Here is a 16,869-nt window from a genome sequence, read left to right as displayed (position 1 = left end):
CTCGCCGGAACGCGGCTCGTCACGGTCATAGCGGTGGGGCGGACGTTCGCCGTCGCGCGATCCCCGTGCGTAGGACGTCGAACGGTCACCCTCGCGGGCGGGACGGTCGGTGGACCTTGCGCGATCGTCGCTGCGCTCACCGGTACGTGGCGAACGACCGTACGTAGTGCCCCGATCACCGTCACGGGGAGGCCGTCGATCCCCGATTGCACCGGCACGGTCACGTTCACCAGTGGGGCGACCGTACGTGGGGCGCTCACCTTCACGGGCCGGACGCTCGGACCAGGGACGCTGTCCTTCCGAGCGCGCGGCACGGTCGGATCCCGGCCGGTCGTCAGCGCGCGGACGACGATCGACGAAGCCACCACCTGCGTCGCGGCGCGGATCCTGCCTGCCCGTCGGCCGGTCGCCGGTGCGAGGTGCCCGATCAGCGAACGGCCGGTCTGCCTCCCGAGGCGGGCGCCCCTGAGATCCTGCAAAACCCTCGGATCGCTCCCGCCGCTCGAATCCTGACGGCCGGTCGCCCCTCGACGGACGATCACCACCGGGTCGGTCGTCGAACGATCGCCCGCGGTCCGGACGATCACCGTCGCGTGCAGGGCGTCCGGCGCCACGATCCTGCGCGGGCCGCCCGTAGGTGGGCCGCTCGTAGGCGGGCCGGTCGTAGGCGGCCCGGCCTTGGGCGGGCCGGTCGTCACGGCCTTGAGCGGCCCGGCCTTGGCCGGGACGGTCATCACGGCCTTGACTGCGTCCAAACCCGCCACGTTCCCCAGAACCTTCTGGACGCGCAGAAGACGAACGCTCGGTCGATTCACGACTCGACCGGTCCGAAAACGGCCGATCGATCGCACTCCTGGACGGACGATCCACCGACGACCGATCCGATTGCCGGGCCGGACGATCGGCAAAGGAACGCGCGCCCTGCCCCGAACGTTGTTCGTACGAAGGTCGACCGTCGCCACGTGGCGGTGCGGAGGACTGCCGGTCCGCCTGTCCACCCGCAGAAGGACGACCGTACGGGGACCTCTCAGGACCAGCCACACGATTGGGGCGATCCGGACGATCCGGTCGTCCGTAGGCCGAACGCTCAGAACCCGACCCGCGATTTCCTGACGTCCGCCCCTGGACGAAGGGCCGGTCGCGATCTTCGCCGGCACCCGATCCAGCCGGGCGCCCTCCGGTCCGCCAACCTGCGCCGTCGCGGGAGCCACCCTGACTCGTGCCGCCCCGACGGTCGTCACTGGGGGATTGCTCCCTGCGCGGCCTGTCCGCATCGCCCGGGTTCGTCATGGTGTACTCCATCGCTGTGTATTTGGGTGCTGCAAGTTGTCTCGACGCTCTGCCGACTCGTACTGGTTCCGCTGCCATCGCAACAAGGGAACAACGAAGCGATGGCTGCTTCGGTTCCAGCTTGCTCCGATTCCGACCGTTGTCAACGCCCGCGGAACAACGCCAAAAGGGGAGGTCACCGGCGAATGATTCGCTAGTGACCTCCCCTCTTGGGAATGTTGTTCCGGCGGCGACCTACTCTCCCACAACCTGGCGGTTGCAGTACCATCGGCGCTGGGAGGCTTAGCTTCCGGGTTCGGAATGGGACCGGGCGTTTCCCTCTCGCTATGACCGCCGTAACTCTATGAAGATGTTCGGTGCGCAACCCGACCCGTGGCTATGGGTGGGTGCAGCGGTTCCGTGTCTTCAGAACCGCACAGTGGACGCGTAGCATTTTTGTGGTAAGTCCTCGGCCTATTAGTACCAGTCAGCTACATGCGTTGCCGCACTTCCACTTCTGGCCTATCAACCCGGTGGTCTAGCCGGGGGCCTTACCCCACAAAGGGTGGGAGTCCTCATCTTGGAACGAGCTTCCCGCTTAGATGCTTTCAGCGGTTATCCCTTCCGAACGTAGCTAACCAGCCGTGCTCCTGGTGGAACAACTGGCACACCAGAGGTTCGTCCGTCCCGGTCCTCTCGTACTAGGGACAGCCTTCCTCAAGACTCCTGCGCGCGCGGCGGATAGGGACCGAACTGTCTCACGACGTTCTAAACCCAGCTCGCGTGCCGCTTTAATGGGCGAACAGCCCAACCCTTGGGACCTACTCCAGCCCCAGGATGCGACGAGCCGACATCGAGGTGCCAAACCATGCCGTCGATATGGACTCTTGGGCAAGATCAGCCTGTTATCCCCGGGGTACCTTTTATCCGTTGAGCGACACCCCTTCCACAAGGTGGTGCCGGATCACTAGTCCCGACTTTCGTCCCTGCTCGAGATGTCCCTCTCACAGTCAAGCTCCCTTGTGCACTTACACTCGAAACCTGATTGCCAACCAGGCTGAGGGAACCTTTGGGCGCCTCCGTTACTCTTTAGGAGGCAACCGCCCCAGTTAAACTACCCATCAGGCACTGTCCCTGATCCAGATCATGGACCTAAGTTAGATATCCAGTACGACCAGAGTGGTATTTCAACGTTGACTCCACAGCCACTGGCGTGACCACTTCACAGTCTCCCACCTATCCTACACAAGTCGAACCGAACACCAATACCAAACTATAGTAAAGGTCCCGGGGTCTTTCCGTCCTGCCGCGCGTAACGAGCATCTTTACTCGTACTGCAATTTCGCCGAGCCTATGGTTGAGACAGTAGAGAAGTCGTTACGCCATTCGTGCAGGTCGGAACTTACCCGACAAGGAATTTCGCTACCTTAGGATGGTTATAGTTACCACCGCCGTTTACTGGGGCTTAAATTCTCAGCTTCGCCTTACGACTAACCGGTCCTCTTAACCTTCCAGCACCGGGCAGGCGTCAGTCCATATACATCGTCTTGCGACTTCGCATGGACCTGTGTTTTTAGTAAACAGTCGCTTCTCCCTGGTCTCTGCGACCAAAACGCGCCAGCCCGCAAGGGGCTTCACGCACCTCGGTCCCCCTTCTCCCGAAGTTACGGGGGTATTTTGCCGAGTTCCTTAACCATAGTTCGCTCGATCACCTTGGTATTCTCTACCTGACCACCTGTGTCGGTTTGGGGTACGGGCCGCTCAGAGCTCGCTAGAGGCTTTTCTCGACAGCATAGGATCACTCTACTTCGCCTCAATCGGCTATGCGTCAGGTCTCAGATCAACGATCCCGCGGATTTGCCTACGGAACCTACCTACACCCTTACACCAGTATTACCACTGACTGGCGGAGCTACCTTCCTGTGTCACCCCATCGCTTAACTACTAACGGTTCGGGTCACGCGCTCCCCGCCGCCGACCCGAAGGCCGGCATTGGATTGGGCGTTTAGCATTACCGCATTCGCTATTGGCGCTCTTTCGCGGGTACGGGAATATCAACCCGTTGTCCATCGGCTACGCCTGTCGGCCTCGTCTTAGGTCCCGACTCACCCTGGGCGGATTAACCTGGCCCAGGAACCCTTGGTCATTCGGTGGAGGAGTTTCTCACTCCTCATTCGCTACTCATGCCTGCATTCTCACTCGTGTGGCCTCCACGGCTGGTTTACACCGCCGCTTCGCTGGCCACACGACGCTCCCCTACCCATCCACACTCTTGGACCACAAGGGCCGAGATGATATGTGAATGCCGCGGTTTCGGTGGTGTGCTTGAGCCCCGCTACATTGTCGGCGCGGAATCACTTGACCAGTGAGCTATTACGCACTCTTTAAAGGGTGGCTGCTTCTAAGCCAACCTCCTGGTTGTCTGGGCGACTCCACATCCTTTCCCACTTAGCACACGCTTAGGGACCTTAACCGGCGATCTGGGCTGTTTCCCTCTCGACAATGAAGCTTAGCCCCCACTGTCTCACTGCCGCGCTCTCACTTACCGGCATTCGGAGTTTGGTTGATTTCAGTAAGCTTGTGGGCCCCCTAGACCATCCAGTGCTCTACCTCCGGTAAGAAACACGCGACGCTGCACCTATATGCATTTCGGGGAGAACCAGCTATCACGAAGTTTGATTGGCCTTTCACCCCTACCCACAGCTCATCCCCCAGGTTTTCAACCCTGGTGGGTTCGGACCTCCACGACGTCTTACCGTCGCTTCATCCTGGCCATGGGTAGATCACTTCGCTTCGGGTCTAGAGCATGCGACTCAATCGCCCTATTCGGACTCGCTTTCGCTACGGCTTCCCCACACGGGTTAACCTTGCCACATACCACTAACTCGCAGGCTCATTCTTCAAAAGGCACGCCGTCACCTACCCACAAGGGGTTATCAGCTCCGACGGATTGTAAGCACACGGTTTCAGGTACTATTTCACTCCCCTCCCGGGGTACTTTTCACCTTTCCCTCACGGTACTAGTCCGCTATCGGTCACCAGGTAGTATTTAGGCTTAGCGGGTGGTCCCGCCAGATTCACAGCGAATTTCACGGGCTCGCTGCTACTTGGGATCCCACTCGGGAGAAATCATGTTTTCGGCTACGGGAGTCTCACCCTCTACGCTTGGTTTTTCCAAAGCCATTCGCCTAACACAACTTTTTCTTACTCCCTGGAATCTCGGCAGAGAAACCTGAATGGTCCCACGACCCCGACTACGCAACGCCTGCCGGCTATCACGCGTAATCGGTTTAGCCTCATCCGCTTTCGCTCGCCACTACTAACGGAATCGCGGTTGCTTTCTCTTCCTGTGGGTACTGAGATGTTTCACTTCCCCACGTTCCCTCCACACACCCTATGTGTTCAGATGTGGGTAACACGACATGACTCGTGCTGGGTTTCCCCATTCGGAAATCCTCGGATCTCAGCTCGGTTGACAGCTCCCCGAGGCTTATCGCAGCCTCCTACGTCCTTCATCGGCTCCTGGTGCCTAGGCATCCACCGTGTGCTCTTCATAACTTAGCCACAAAGATGCTCGCGTCCACTGTGCAGTTCTCAAGGTACGGGCGATGCTCGACCCACACATCACCACCTACCCCCGGCCGGCACACCACGAAGGCGCACCACCACGAAGCGGTTTGGTGAAAGGATCGGCCCGACGAAGCATCAAACCAAAAGTTTGATCCTTCAGGACCCAACAGCGTACCTACGAAATTCAACTGCCACCCACCACCCGTTCCTGCCGCCAACCCCGAAAGGTCGGACGACCCAATCAAGGGCCTCAGCTGTACTGGACATGATGAACAACATCAAAAATCGAACTAGTCAGTGTTCCACCCATGAGCTCCACCGCAGAACGAACGCCTGCGTAGTGGGCCTGGACCATATGAGCTTGTGTAAACGCAAGCTCGGCCAGATGCTCCTTAGAAAGGAGGTGATCCAGCCGCACCTTCCGGTACGGCTACCTTGTTACGACTTCGTCCCAATCGCCGATCCCACCTTCGACAGCTCCCTCCTACAAGTAGGTTGGGCCACTGGCTTCGGGTGTTACCGACTTTCGTGACGTGACGGGCGGTGTGTACAAGGCCCGGGAACGTATTCACCGCAGCGTTGCTGATCTGCGATTACTAGCGACTCCGACTTCATGGGGTCGAGTTGCAGACCCCAATCCGAACTGAGACCGGCTTTTTGGGATTCGCTCCACCTCGCGGTATCGCAGCCCTTTGTACCGGCCATTGTAGCATGCGTGAAGCCCAAGACATAAGGGGCATGATGATTTGACGTCATCCCCACCTTCCTCCGAGTTGACCCCGGCAGTCTCTTATGAGTCCCCGGCATAACCCGCTGGCAACATAAGACAAGGGTTGCGCTCGTTGCGGGACTTAACCCAACATCTCACGACACGAGCTGACGACAACCATGCACCACCTGTGCACGGACCTTGCGGGGGAACCATCTCTGGAACTTTCCCGTGCATGTCAAGCCTTGGTAAGGTTCTTCGCGTTGCATCGAATTAATCCGCATGCTCCGCCGCTTGTGCGGGCCCCCGTCAATTCCTTTGAGTTTTAGCCTTGCGGCCGTACTCCCCAGGCGGGGCGCTTAATGCGTTAGCTGCGGCACGGAGGTCGTGGAAGGACCCCCACACCTAGCGCCCAACGTTTACGGCGTGGACTACCAGGGTATCTAATCCTGTTTGCTCCCCACGCTTTCGCTCCTCAGCGTCAGTATCGGCCCAGAGTCCCGCCTTCGCCACCGGTGTTCCTCCTGATATCTGCGCATTTCACCGCTACACCAGGAATTCCAGACTCCCCTACCGAACTCTAGTCTGCCCGTATCGAATGCAGGTCCGAGGTTGAGCCTCGGATTTTCACATTCGACGCGACAGACCGCCTACGAGCTCTTTACGCCCAATAATTCCGGACAACGCTTGCACCCTACGTATTACCGCGGCTGCTGGCACGTAGTTGGCCGGTGCTTCTTCTGCTCCTACCGTCACTTGCGCTTCGTCAGAGCTGAAAGAGGTTTACAACCCGAAGGCCGTCATCCCTCACGCGGCGTCGCTGCGTCAGGCTTTCGCCCATTGCGCAATATTCCCCACTGCTGCCTCCCGTAGGAGTCTGGGCCGTGTCTCAGTCCCAGTGTGGCCGGTCGCCCTCTCAGGCCGGCTACCCGTCGTCGCCTTGGTAGGCCATTACCCCACCAACAAGCTGATAGGCCGCGGGCCCATCCTCAGCCGAAAAACTTTGAACCAACCACCATGCGATGAAAGGTTCTTATCCGGTATTAGCACCTGTTTCCAAGTGTTATCCCGAAGCTGAGGGCAGGTTGCCCACGTGTTACTCACCCGTTCGCCACTCGAGTACCCGCAAGCGGGCCTTTCCGTTCGACTTGCATGTGTTAAGCACGCCGCCAGCGTTCGTCCTGAGCCAGGATCAAACTCTCCATTGAATGCCATATAAACCGGCAGACCACCCGAAGGCAACCCGCAGATCAACAAATGGAAAGCGGACACCCCAAAACGAGGCACCCGATGAAACCTGGTCCACACGAGCTAGCACAGTGACACCCAAACAGATGCCACCACAAACAATCTCGTAATGCACCAAATAATGCCCATACCCCGCGAAGAGGGTGTATGAGCCAATAAATCAGTTGGCACTGACTTTTGGTACGCTGTTGAGTTCTCAAAGATCAAACGCGCACCCACCGAAGGCCTCTCAACCTTGCTGGGGGCAACCTGATCAACGCTACCCGGTCCGATTCGCAGTGTCAACCGCTCGTCCCGGTCCTTCGGGACCTCGCCGGGGGCGAGCTCCGCCCGAACCTGTTGCCAGGTTCTGGATGAAGGGGGTGGCTGCCTTGGCCTCGAAGGGCTCATCTGGCAACTCCGACGACGTTACTGGAGCCCGGCGTCGAGGTCAAATCACCCTGGTCCGGTGCATGCCCACCAGGTCGTCCTGGTTTGAGGCTGCCGCGCCTGGAGGGCGTCTCACATGTCTGACCAGCGAGGATGTCATCGCCGCGGCACTGCGCCGTCCGTTCGGTGCGTCGTCGTCACCCGGACAACGTCGACCAGCCGGCTCTTATAGCCGATGAGCAGGTCAGTGTCGGTGCTCACGTTTGGCAGGTTCGCGGTGGTCCGGCTGACCGGAATAGCAGACTGGACGACCCGCCTGGAACCGCCGGTCTCCACAAGCGTCCCGGCGATGAAGTTGGCGGGTCTGCACCAGCCGACAGCGGCCGGGTGCGGAGGACCGCCGGCCCGGCCGCGGTGACTGTAAGGCCGGAGCTCGGATCGACGTCGGCCCCGTTCCAGGCTCTTCCCGCCCGGTCCGACGAGATCAACCGGTCCCTCCCGCTGGCCACCCACTCCTGGAGTTCTCCGCCGTCCGGTCCTGAACCGGCGACTCCGCAGATCGCCACTTCCACTGCTGCGGTACAGGTCTCGCCCCATCCCGACACGTTCGCGGTCAGCTACCTCCTAGAAGGGCCTTTCGGACTGCCGCGGCGACCGTCAGGTCATCTTGGGGGTCAGGGCTCCCGCCCACTCCGACGGCTCCGATCAGCTGGCCGTTGCGGTGAATCAGCAGGCCACCGGCGAACATGTTCACCGGATAGGGGAGGCCGCTGGTCATGGCCGGAATCAGGGGGCTGGTGGGAGGTAGCCCCCCGGTGTCGGCCTGCAGGTAGGTGGCGGTGCGGGCTTTGCTCTCAGCGCTGTGTGCAGCAGAGATGGCGGCCGCCGTATGTCGCTGCAACCCGAGTACGTGGCCGCCGGGGTCGACGATGCAGACAGCGAAGTGCCGACCTGGAAGACCGTCGGCTGCGGTCAGCGCGGCGGCCAGGCCGTGGGTGATGTTTTGGTTGGTCAGTTCGCTCACGGGTGGGTCTCCTTGCTGGTGTCGTGACGTTGCTGCGGCCGATGAGCGGGCCAGCTGGTCGGCATCGACGAACCGGCTCAGCCACCGTATTCGCCCGTTGTCCACAATTGACTAGCCTGGTTCGGACTATGGTCGTGGACGTGGACTCTGCGCAAGCCATCTGGCCAGAATTCTCGTGACACCGGCCACCCGCCGACCCGCCGTCCCCGGTTCGGCGGCTGACGCTGCCCGTCCCCTGTCCACCGGTGGATTCGTAGTACTGGGGCTGCTTCTGGACGAGCCGGCATCCGGTTGGGACCTCGCGCGCAAGATCGACCGTTCGATCGCGCACTTCTGGCCGCTGACCAAGGCTCACATCTATGCAGAGCTACCCAAGATCGCCGATCGGAAATGGGCCAGCGCGCAGGCCATTCCGCAGTCGGGCGCACCAGACCGTCGGGTCTTCACCGCCACTGCGGCCGGAAGGCAGGCGTTCCGGGACTGGATAGCGGAGGTCGACCTCACCGACGAACGAGGCCGTCAGCCGCTACAGCTCCAGCTCTTCTTCGCTGCGCACGCGGACCCTGCAAAGCTCGGCGAGTTGCTCGCGACGTGGGAGGCTCGCGCCCTGGAGACCGAACGACACTGCGCCGACATCCTCGGCAAGCGCGGAATCGACACCACTCGGCTCCGCCGCCTGACCCTGGACCGTTCTCCGAATACCGCCACCGTCAACAAGATGCCGAGAGACTCTGGGGCCCTGCAGGGCCTGGACGCCCGCGGAATGACAGCACTGTTCGGCCTCCGCCGAGCCCAAGCCGACCTCGCGTGGCTCGAGGAGGTCCGTAGCGTACTGGTGGAGACAGAGCTTCACCGGACCGTAAGAACGGAGTAGCGACGCCGGCGCCCCGCTCGACGCTCGACGCTCGAGGGTCGATGAACCTCGACCGGCAACACACCAGCCACCGACCCGGCGCCATCGCTGACGAGTCACCTGATCCCGCCCGCCACCGAACAACACCGATGGGGAGACGACCATGCACCAGGATCAGATCGAACCGACCGACGACGTCGTCCGAGCACTGGTCGCGGACCAGTTCCCGGCGTGGGCCGACGAGCCGATCCGGCACCTGCGGTCGAGCGGCACGGTCAATACGATTTTTCGGATCGGCGAACGCCACGCTGCGCGCTTTCCGCTTCTGGGTACCAACGCCGACGACGCGGGTCGCGTTCTCCAGTCCGAAGTGCGCGCGGGCGCACGGTTCGCGGGTGTTTCGCCGTTCCCCAGTCCCGTGCCGGTCGGTGTGGGTCGGCCAGGCTGCGGCTACCCGCTGCCGTGGTCGGTCCAGACCTGGTTGACCGGAACCGATGCGAGCAAGGACGATTCGAGCCACAGCGACGAGTTCGCCCGTGATCTGGCGACGCTGATCGCCGCACTGCGGGGCGTCGAGACGCGCGGCCACACCCCGGTCGGCGACCACCGCGGCGGCAACTTGCGCAATCACGACAAGTGGGTCGAGCGCTGTCTCGCCCGTAGCACACACCTGCTCGACGTCCCTCGACTCACCCTGCTGTGGCAGCACTTCCGGGCCCTGCCGCGCCGCGACGCGGACCGGATGACACACGGAGACCTCATCCCGGCCAACGTGCTCGTCGCAGGCGGACGGCTCGCCGGCGTGCTCGACTGCGGCGGATTCGCGGCCACCGACCCCGCCCTCGACGTGATCGCCGGGTGGCACATGCTCGACGACCGTCCCCGAACGGTGTTCCGGGCCGAGTTGGGTAGTGACGACCTCGAGTGGGAGCGCAACAAGGCCTGGGCTTTCGAACAGGCCTTGGGTGCGGTCTGGTATTACGTCGACACCAACCCGACCATGAGCCGCATGGGCCGTCGCACGCTGGACCGCATCGTTGCCGCGACGCCGATCTGAGTCCAGCGTCCGGAACGGCCGGCCCACGTCATGGACTCCATTCTTGTTGCGGCCCCACCAGAATCGAGGCCCGTCATCACTCGTCGATCGGCCCGCTCGCGCAGGCGTTCAGCCCGCAGCATGCGGCAGTGTTGCGCCCGGCACGGCGCACCCTGGATGGGGCGACGACTCAGGCGCCGGTCGGGCGCACCGGTCACGAGTCAGTCCGTGAGGATCAGCCAGGTCCCCCCATCCAGGAGCTCACGGGCCGCATCGAGGTGCCCCGCGTGGCAGGCCGTCTCGGTGATGACGTGCAACACCGTGCGCCGCAGGACCTGCGGCGCCATCTGCTCGGCGAGGTCGGGCGGCCACCACACCGGCAGGGCGTCCAGCGACGTCCGCGTGATGACGGCGTCGGCCAGCCGGATCTCCTCGCGATAGGAGGCGAAGACCGACCGCGACGACACCTGGGTCGGTACCTGCCAGGCTTCGGCCCCGGACTTCAAGTCCACCGTCTCGCCGGCCACCAATGCGGCTCTTCAGAATTAGCACGGGCGTAGCGCTGTAATCCTGGATGGCACCGGCCTGGTTCGGCGGGTGCAGGCCCATCGTATGCGGCGGCGTTGGTTGTCGGTGTTCCGGAACCCGAATGCGATCCGTCCGATGTGCTTGACGATGCGGTTGTAGCCTTCGCTGCGGGCATTGGACAGACCGGTGTCGATGGCGGCGATGATCGGTTGCTGCCAGGTGTCGACGGTGGTGGCCAGGGTGTGGATCTCGGGGACCTTGCACGCGGCGGCGAAGGTGTAGAACTCCTCGAGCGCAGCGCGGATCTGATAGCTCAGTCCTCCGCGGTACTTGCAGGCCATCACGTGGCGGAGCAGCTCCTTGGTGATCCACGCGGCGACGAGATCCCCGTCTGGGTCGAAGGTGTCGAGCTTGACGAACATCTTGGTGCGTTGCTCGGTCGTGAGCCGTTCGACGCCGCGGAGCAGCCGCCGACGGCTGGTCCACTCCGGGTCGCAGGCACGTCCTCGGCGACCGCGCAGGGCTTGGGTGGTGCGGCGCCGCACGTCGTCGATCATCTGGTTGGCTAGGGCGTGTCCCGTGGATCGTTCTCCGTTAGATGCCTGAGCCAGATTCCGATGCTGGCGACGTCGACGGTGCCTCGGTAGACGAACTCCCGTTTGTCATACCGGGTGGCGACCGCGCGGTAGCCGCGTAGCCGGTTGAACGTCCGCTCCACGGTGTTGCGGTCCTTGTAGATTTCCTTGTCGAATTTGGGTGGCCGACCACCACGGGAACCCTTGGACAGGCGACCGTTGATCTGGTTCACCGGCTCCGGGATGGTCGCCTTGATACCCCTACGCCGCAACGACTTACGGATTCTGCCGCTGGAATACGCCTTGTCCGCCAACACCCGATCCGGTCGGGTCCTAGGCCGCCCATCACGGCCGCGCACGATCCGAATATCGGCCAGCACCGCGGTGAACGCCAACGCGTCATGCCGCTGACCAGCCGAGATGACCCGCCCCACCGGCCGACACTTCGAATCAGCCGCCATGTGGATCTTCGTCGTCACCCCGCCGCGGCTACGCCCCAAACCCTCCCGATCAACGACCGGCGGCGGCCGATCCGCAGAATTCTTGTAGTTCGATAGTGCCCCCTGTGTCTTTGAGGGCCTTGATCGGAGCCTCCAACACGACGCTGGCAAGGACGGCGGCGGGGATGTCCTTCGGCGGTTCGTGCCGGGCACCTGCCGCGTGGTGATGCGCCCGGATCACCGTCGCATCCACCCCCAACGCCCACTCACCGACATCGCCGTGATCGCAGTCCGCCCGCAGCATCGACAGCACCCGCTGCCAGGTACCGTTCCCTGACCAGCGACGATGCCGGTTGTACACCGTCTTCCAATTGCCGTAACACTCCGGGAGATCCCGCCACGCCGAACCGGACCTGGTCCGCCACAGCACCCCGTCGACGACCCTGCGGTGATCGACCCACCGACCACCCCGAATCGGGGTCCGATCCGGTAGCAAAGGCTCCAACCGGGCCCACTGCTCATCCGACAAATCATGACGATTCTGCACAAATCAGAGTCTGTCGGAACCGACCTCCAAGATCCGCGGGACACGCCCTAGTTTCACTACGTGGAAGTGATCGACGACGATCCTGGCGTGCGGCAGCGCTTGGCGGACCGCTTTGGCGTAGCCGGCGGACATGTCGATCGCCACGTGCGTGATCCCGGCGCGGAACTCGGCGCTCTGTGCGTTGAGCCAGTCGACGACGGTGGCGACGTCGCGGCCGTTGACCTGCGCCAGCAGGCCCTGATCGCCGCTGATGTCGACCAGGCCGGTGTCGAACCGGTCCACCCACGTCCGGATGCCGGTGGCGGGGTCGGTCTCCCACTTGGCCTTGCCCCGTCTGGTCTTATCGATGCCCAACACCCGGACCGGCAGCAACTCGGTGGCCAGGACCGGGTCGGCCATCGCCACCACCGCCCGGTGGCAGGTGTTCCAGGTGGTGCCCCAAGCGGCGGACACCTCGGCGACCGAGCGCCAACCGTCCAACACGGCCGCGGCCATCTCCGCCTTCGCGCGGACGGTGAACCGTGCCCGCGGCGGGATCTGCGGGACCGACTCGGTGAACTGCTTACGGACGCAGGAGGTATTGCGGCACAACCACTTCTGCTTGCACCACAACAGGTTGGGGAAGTCCGGGCCAACCTTCACATCCTTCGGGCGGGTCACCACCCACCCCTTGGACCGGGTCGAGACGACCGCACATTGCGGGCACCGACCGACCCACGCCGGCGCCGTCAACACCCGGACGTCGCGCGATCCGTCGGCGCCGATGCCGACGAGGTCGACGTCGATATCGGTCAACCCGAGAAGCAGTGAACTACAGTTGGACATGCTCGCGCCTCTTGTTCCTGGATGCCTGAGAACACCCAGTTCACAAGGGCGCGAGCCCCAGATCAGCCACCGACACGGATGCCGCTGCTCACAACCCCCCGGCCCCTAATGAGAGCAATCGGGTCTCACATCTGCGAGGCTTGGTTGCGACAGCAGCCGGTGGGTCAGCACTCCTCTAGCCCCGGGCACCGCCACTTCGGGGATGCCTATTGGTAGACCGTGCGCCCACCGGTTGCCGGCGGCTCGAACTGCTGATGAGATGTCGTGCCCGGGCGGTTGACGTGAGCACTGGTTCATTAGGTCGCAGAAGCCACCGCATGCTGCCGTGTGTTCCATCAAGGCTGTGGACAACGGAAGGACTGGGCCAATGCGGTTGATGATCGGCGACGACTGGGCCGAAGATCACCACGACATCGAAATCGAGGATGAGACCGGGCGGCGCTTGTGCAAAGCCAGGCTCCCGGAGGGATTGCCCGGGATCTCCAGGCTCCATGAGCTGATCGCTCAGCACGCCCCGAGCGACTGGACGGACCTCACGCCAGAGCTGGCCGCGGACCTGGTCTTCGTCGGCACCGAGACCGACCGCGGTCCGTGGGTGGTGGCATTGCGGGCAGCCGGCTATCACGTGTTCGCGATCAACCCGATGTCTTCGGCCCGCTACCGGGAGCGGCACAGCACTTCCGGTGCTAAGAGCGACGCCGGTGATGCTCACGTCTTGGCAGAAATAGTCCGCGTCGACCGAGATCACCACCGCGAGATCGCCGGTGACACCGATCTGGCCGATGCAGTGAAGCTGCTGGCCCGCGCCCACCAGAACCTCATCTGGGAACGAGTTCGTCACACCTTACGGATGCGGTCAGCGCTGTTGGAATTCTTTCCCGTTGCGGTGCAGGCATTCCCGGATCTGGCTGCCGCCGATGCGCTGATCCTGCTCGGTCGCGCACCTGACCCTGACCGAGCCGCAAAACTGACCCGTGGCCAGGTGGTGTCGGCCTTGACCGCAGCTCGCCGACACCACGTGGACGATCGGGTCGAACCACTGCGAGCACTGCTGCGGCAACCAGCTCTGCGGCAACCTCCCACCCTCGAGGCGGCCTACGCCGCCGTGGTCGCCAGCCAGGTCAAGGTGCTCACAGCACTGAACGAGCAGATCACTGCACTGCAGGCTGTGATGACACAAAATTTTGATCGACACCCGGCCGCCCAGATCTACCTGAGCCAGCCGGGCCTCGGACCAATCCTGGCCGCCCGGGTACTGGGCGAATTCGGGGACGACGACACGCGATTCATTAACTCCCGCGCCAGGAAGAACTACTCTGGCCAAAGCCCGATTACCCGCGCATCGGGGAAGAAGACCACGGTGATGGCCCGCTACGCCACGAACCGCCGACTCGGAGTGGCCCTGCACCTGCAGGCATACGGCGCCCTCAACGGATCACCAGGTACCCGCGCGTACTACGACACCATCCGAGCAAGGGGAACCAACCACCACGCCGCTCTCCGCCAGGTTGCCAACCGCCTGGTCGGCATCCTCCACGGGTGCCTAGACTCTGGCACCCTCTATGACGAGACAGTAGCGTGGCCGGCCGAACCCATCAACACGCGGGAACCGATGACCTCAGCTGCTTGACACGACTCGACATGGGATGTCTACCAACTCTGAAGAGCCACCAATGCACGGAACCAGAATCGTTCGACATCCAGCGCCAGGTGCTGCACCAAACCCAGGCAGGACCACCCGGACGGCAGGACCGGACGCCGGAGATCCGCTTCGGAGAGTCCATCGAGGCTACCCAGGACATGATGCCGTTGCGCATTCAGATGCGACAGCAACGCCACCTTCTCGTCGTTCACCATCTCGTCGCACATCAGTGCCATCCCCCTGTCCTTCCATGCCGGCCGACACGAGAATAGACCGCAGGGGGACAGCAAGATAGGGGACCACCAACGATTTCTCGTGATGACCCCCTATCTTGGGAATGTTGTTCCGGCGGCGACCTACTCTCCCACAACCTGGCGGTTGCAGTACCATCGGCGCTGGGAGGCTTAGCTTCCGGGTTCGGAATGGGACCGGGCGTTTCCCTCTCGCTATGACCGCCGTAACTCTATGAAGATGTTCGGTGCGCAACCCGACCCGTGGCTATGGGTGGGTGCAGCGGTTCCGTGTCTTCAGAACCGCACAGTGGACGCGTAGCATTTTTGTGGTAAGTCCTCGGCCTATTAGTACCAGTCAGCTACATGCGTTGCCGCACTTCCACTTCTGGCCTATCAACCCGGTGGTCTAGCCGGGGGCCTTACCCCACAAAGGGTGGGAGTCCTCATCTTGGAACGAGCTTCCCGCTTAGATGCTTTCAGCGGTTATCCCTTCCGAACGTAGCTAACCAGCCGTGCTCCTGGTGGAACAACTGGCACACCAGAGGTTCGTCCGTCCCGGTCCTCTCGTACTAGGGACAGCCTTCCTCAAGACTCCTGCGCGCGCGGCGGATAGGGACCGAACTGTCTCACGACGTTCTAAACCCAGCTCGCGTGCCGCTTTAATGGGCGAACAGCCCAACCCTTGGGACCTACTCCAGCCCCAGGATGCGACGAGCCGACATCGAGGTGCCAAACCATGCCGTCGATATGGACTCTTGGGCAAGATCAGCCTGTTATCCCCGGGGTACCTTTTATCCGTTGAGCGACACCCCTTCCACAAGGTGGTGCCGGATCACTAGTCCCGACTTTCGTCCCTGCTCGAGATGTCCCTCTCACAGTCAAGCTCCCTTGTGCACTTACACTCGAAACCTGATTGCCAACCAGGCTGAGGGAACCTTTGGGCGCCTCCGTTACTCTTTAGGAGGCAACCGCCCCAGTTAAACTACCCATCAGGCACTGTCCCTGATCCAGATCATGGACCTAAGTTAGATATCCAGTACGACCAGAGTGGTATTTCAACGTTGACTCCACAGCCACTGGCGTGACCACTTCACAGTCTCCCACCTATCCTACACAAGTCGAACCGAACACCAATACCAAACTATAGTAAAGGTCCCGGGGTCTTTCCGTCCTGCCGCGCGTAACGAGCATCTTTACTCGTACTGCAATTTCGCCGAGCCTATGGTTGAGACAGTAGAGAAGTCGTTACGCCATTCGTGCAGGTCGGAACTTACCCGACAAGGAATTTCGCTACCTTAGGATGGTTATAGTTACCACCGCCGTTTACTGGGGCTTAAATTCTCAGCTTCGCCTTACGACTAACCGGTCCTCTTAACCTTCCAGCACCGGGCAGGCGTCAGTCCATATACATCGTCTTGCGACTTCGCATGGACCTGTGTTTTTAGTAAACAGTCGCTTCTCCCTGGTCTCTGCGACCAAAACGCGCCAGCCCGCAAGGGGCTTCACGCACCTCGGTCCCCCTTCTCCCGAAGTTACGGGGGTATTTTGCCGAGTTCCTTAACCATAGTTCGCTCGATCACCTTGGTATTCTCTACCTGACCACCTGTGTCGGTTTGGGGTACGGGCCGCTCAGAGCTCGCTAGAGGCTTTTCTCGACAGCATAGGATCACTCTACTTCGCCTCAATCGGCTATGCGTCAGGTCTCAGATCAACGATCCCGCGGATTTGCCTACGGAACCTACCTACACCCTTACACCAGTATTACCACTGACTGGCGGAGCTACCTTCCTGTGTCACCCCATCGCTTAACTACTAACGGTTCGGGTCACGCGCTCCCCGCCGCCGACCCGAAGGCCGGCATTGGATTGGGCGTTTAGCATTACCGCATTCGCTATTGGCGCTCTTTCGCGGGTACGGGAATATCAACCCGTTGTCCATCGGCTACGCCTGTCGGCCTCGTCTTAGGTCCCGACTCACCCTGGGCGGATTAACCTGGCCCAG

The 16,869-nt window shown here is 62.1% G+C and carries 6 protein-coding genes, 5 rRNA genes and 3 pseudogenes (1 of these 14 only partly in view); 3 read left to right on the top strand and 11 right to left on the bottom strand.

What is annotated here, in order from left to right; translation table 11 throughout:
• Positions 1-1,511: 1,511 nt before the first annotated feature.
• The 4 genes from rrf (H7F38_RS12275) to H7F38_RS12260 form a co-directional block, all read right to left on the bottom strand.
• A 5S ribosomal RNA gene (gene rrf / locus H7F38_RS12275) occupies positions 1,512-1,628 on the bottom strand.
• Between the two features lie 98 nt (positions 1,629-1,726).
• Positions 1,727-4,833: ribosomal RNA gene (locus H7F38_RS12270) — 23S ribosomal RNA — on the bottom strand.
• A gap of 402 nt (positions 4,834-5,235) precedes the next feature.
• Positions 5,236-6,756: ribosomal RNA gene (locus tag H7F38_RS12265) — 16S ribosomal RNA — on the bottom strand.
• The 16S, 23S and 5S rRNA genes sit together here, the layout of an rRNA operon.
• A gap of 1,022 nt (positions 6,757-7,778) precedes the next feature.
• Positions 7,779-8,189 carry a heme-binding protein gene (locus H7F38_RS12260; protein ID WP_187094296.1) on the bottom strand — a complete coding sequence of 137 codons (411 nt, stop codon included), beginning with the start codon at positions 8,187-8,189 and terminating at the stop codon, positions 7,779-7,781.
• A 175-nt stretch (positions 8,190-8,364) separates the two neighbouring features.
• Here H7F38_RS12260 and H7F38_RS12255 point away from each other — a divergent pair, with 175 nt between their 5' ends.
• Together H7F38_RS12255 and H7F38_RS12250 are read left to right on the top strand one after the other, a co-directional pair.
• The gene (locus tag H7F38_RS12255) at positions 8,365-9,063 is read left to right on the top strand and encodes a helix-turn-helix transcriptional regulator (RefSeq protein ID WP_187094295.1); all 699 of its coding nucleotides are present in this window, start codon (positions 8,365-8,367) and stop codon (positions 9,061-9,063) included.
• A 142-nt stretch (positions 9,064-9,205) separates the two neighbouring features.
• A complete protein-coding gene (locus tag H7F38_RS12250) occupies positions 9,206-10,099 on the top strand; it encodes an aminoglycoside phosphotransferase family protein (RefSeq protein ID WP_187094294.1) in 894 nt (297 codons plus the stop codon).
• Positions 10,100-10,299: 200 nt separating this feature from the next.
• Here H7F38_RS12250 and H7F38_RS12245 read toward each other — a convergent pair whose 3' ends face one another.
• From H7F38_RS12245 to H7F38_RS12225, 4 genes and pseudogenes are all read right to left on the bottom strand, one after another.
• Positions 10,300-10,605 (bottom strand): DUF664 domain-containing protein, encoded by a 306-nt coding sequence (locus tag H7F38_RS12245; protein WP_222618615.1) that lies wholly within the window; start codon positions 10,603-10,605, stop codon positions 10,300-10,302.
• Between the two features lie 18 nt (positions 10,606-10,623).
• Positions 10,624-11,172, bottom strand: a pseudogene (locus tag H7F38_RS12240) (transposase); the annotation flags it as partial.
• Positions 11,172-12,168 (bottom strand): IS5 family transposase gene (locus H7F38_RS26645; RefSeq protein ID WP_370531316.1). Its coding sequence is split into 2 segments (ribosomal slippage): positions 11,172-11,765 and positions 11,767-12,168, totalling 996 coding nucleotides; the frame shifts between segments, so codons are not numbered across the junction. The pseudogene H7F38_RS12240 and the gene H7F38_RS26645, both read right to left, overlap by 1 nt.
• A gap of 51 nt (positions 12,169-12,219) precedes the next feature.
• Positions 12,220-13,037: pseudogene (locus H7F38_RS12225) on the bottom strand (transposase); the annotation flags it as partial.
• A 323-nt stretch (positions 13,038-13,360) separates the two neighbouring features.
• On the opposite strand from H7F38_RS12225, the gene H7F38_RS12220 reads away from it, so the two are divergent.
• A complete protein-coding gene (locus H7F38_RS12220) occupies positions 13,361-14,623 on the top strand; it encodes an IS110 family transposase (RefSeq protein WP_187090591.1) in 1,263 nt (420 codons plus the stop codon).
• Positions 14,624-14,658: 35 nt separating this feature from the next.
• Here the strand turns inward: H7F38_RS12220 and H7F38_RS12215 are convergent.
• From H7F38_RS12215 to H7F38_RS12205, 3 genes and pseudogenes are all read right to left on the bottom strand, one after another.
• Positions 14,659-14,850: pseudogene (locus tag H7F38_RS12215) on the bottom strand (DUF664 domain-containing protein); the annotation flags it as partial.
• A gap of 128 nt (positions 14,851-14,978) precedes the next feature.
• Positions 14,979-15,095, bottom strand: a 5S ribosomal RNA gene (rrf, locus tag H7F38_RS12210).
• 98 nt (positions 15,096-15,193) lie between these two features.
• Positions 15,194-16,869, bottom strand: a 23S ribosomal RNA gene (locus H7F38_RS12205) (it continues 1,431 nt past the right edge of the window).

Source organism: Nakamurella sp. PAMC28650, assembly GCF_014303395.1.
Taxonomy (GTDB): domain Bacteria; phylum Actinomycetota; class Actinomycetes; order Mycobacteriales; family Nakamurellaceae; genus Nakamurella.
This window is presented reverse-complemented; position numbering and strand designations above follow the sequence as displayed.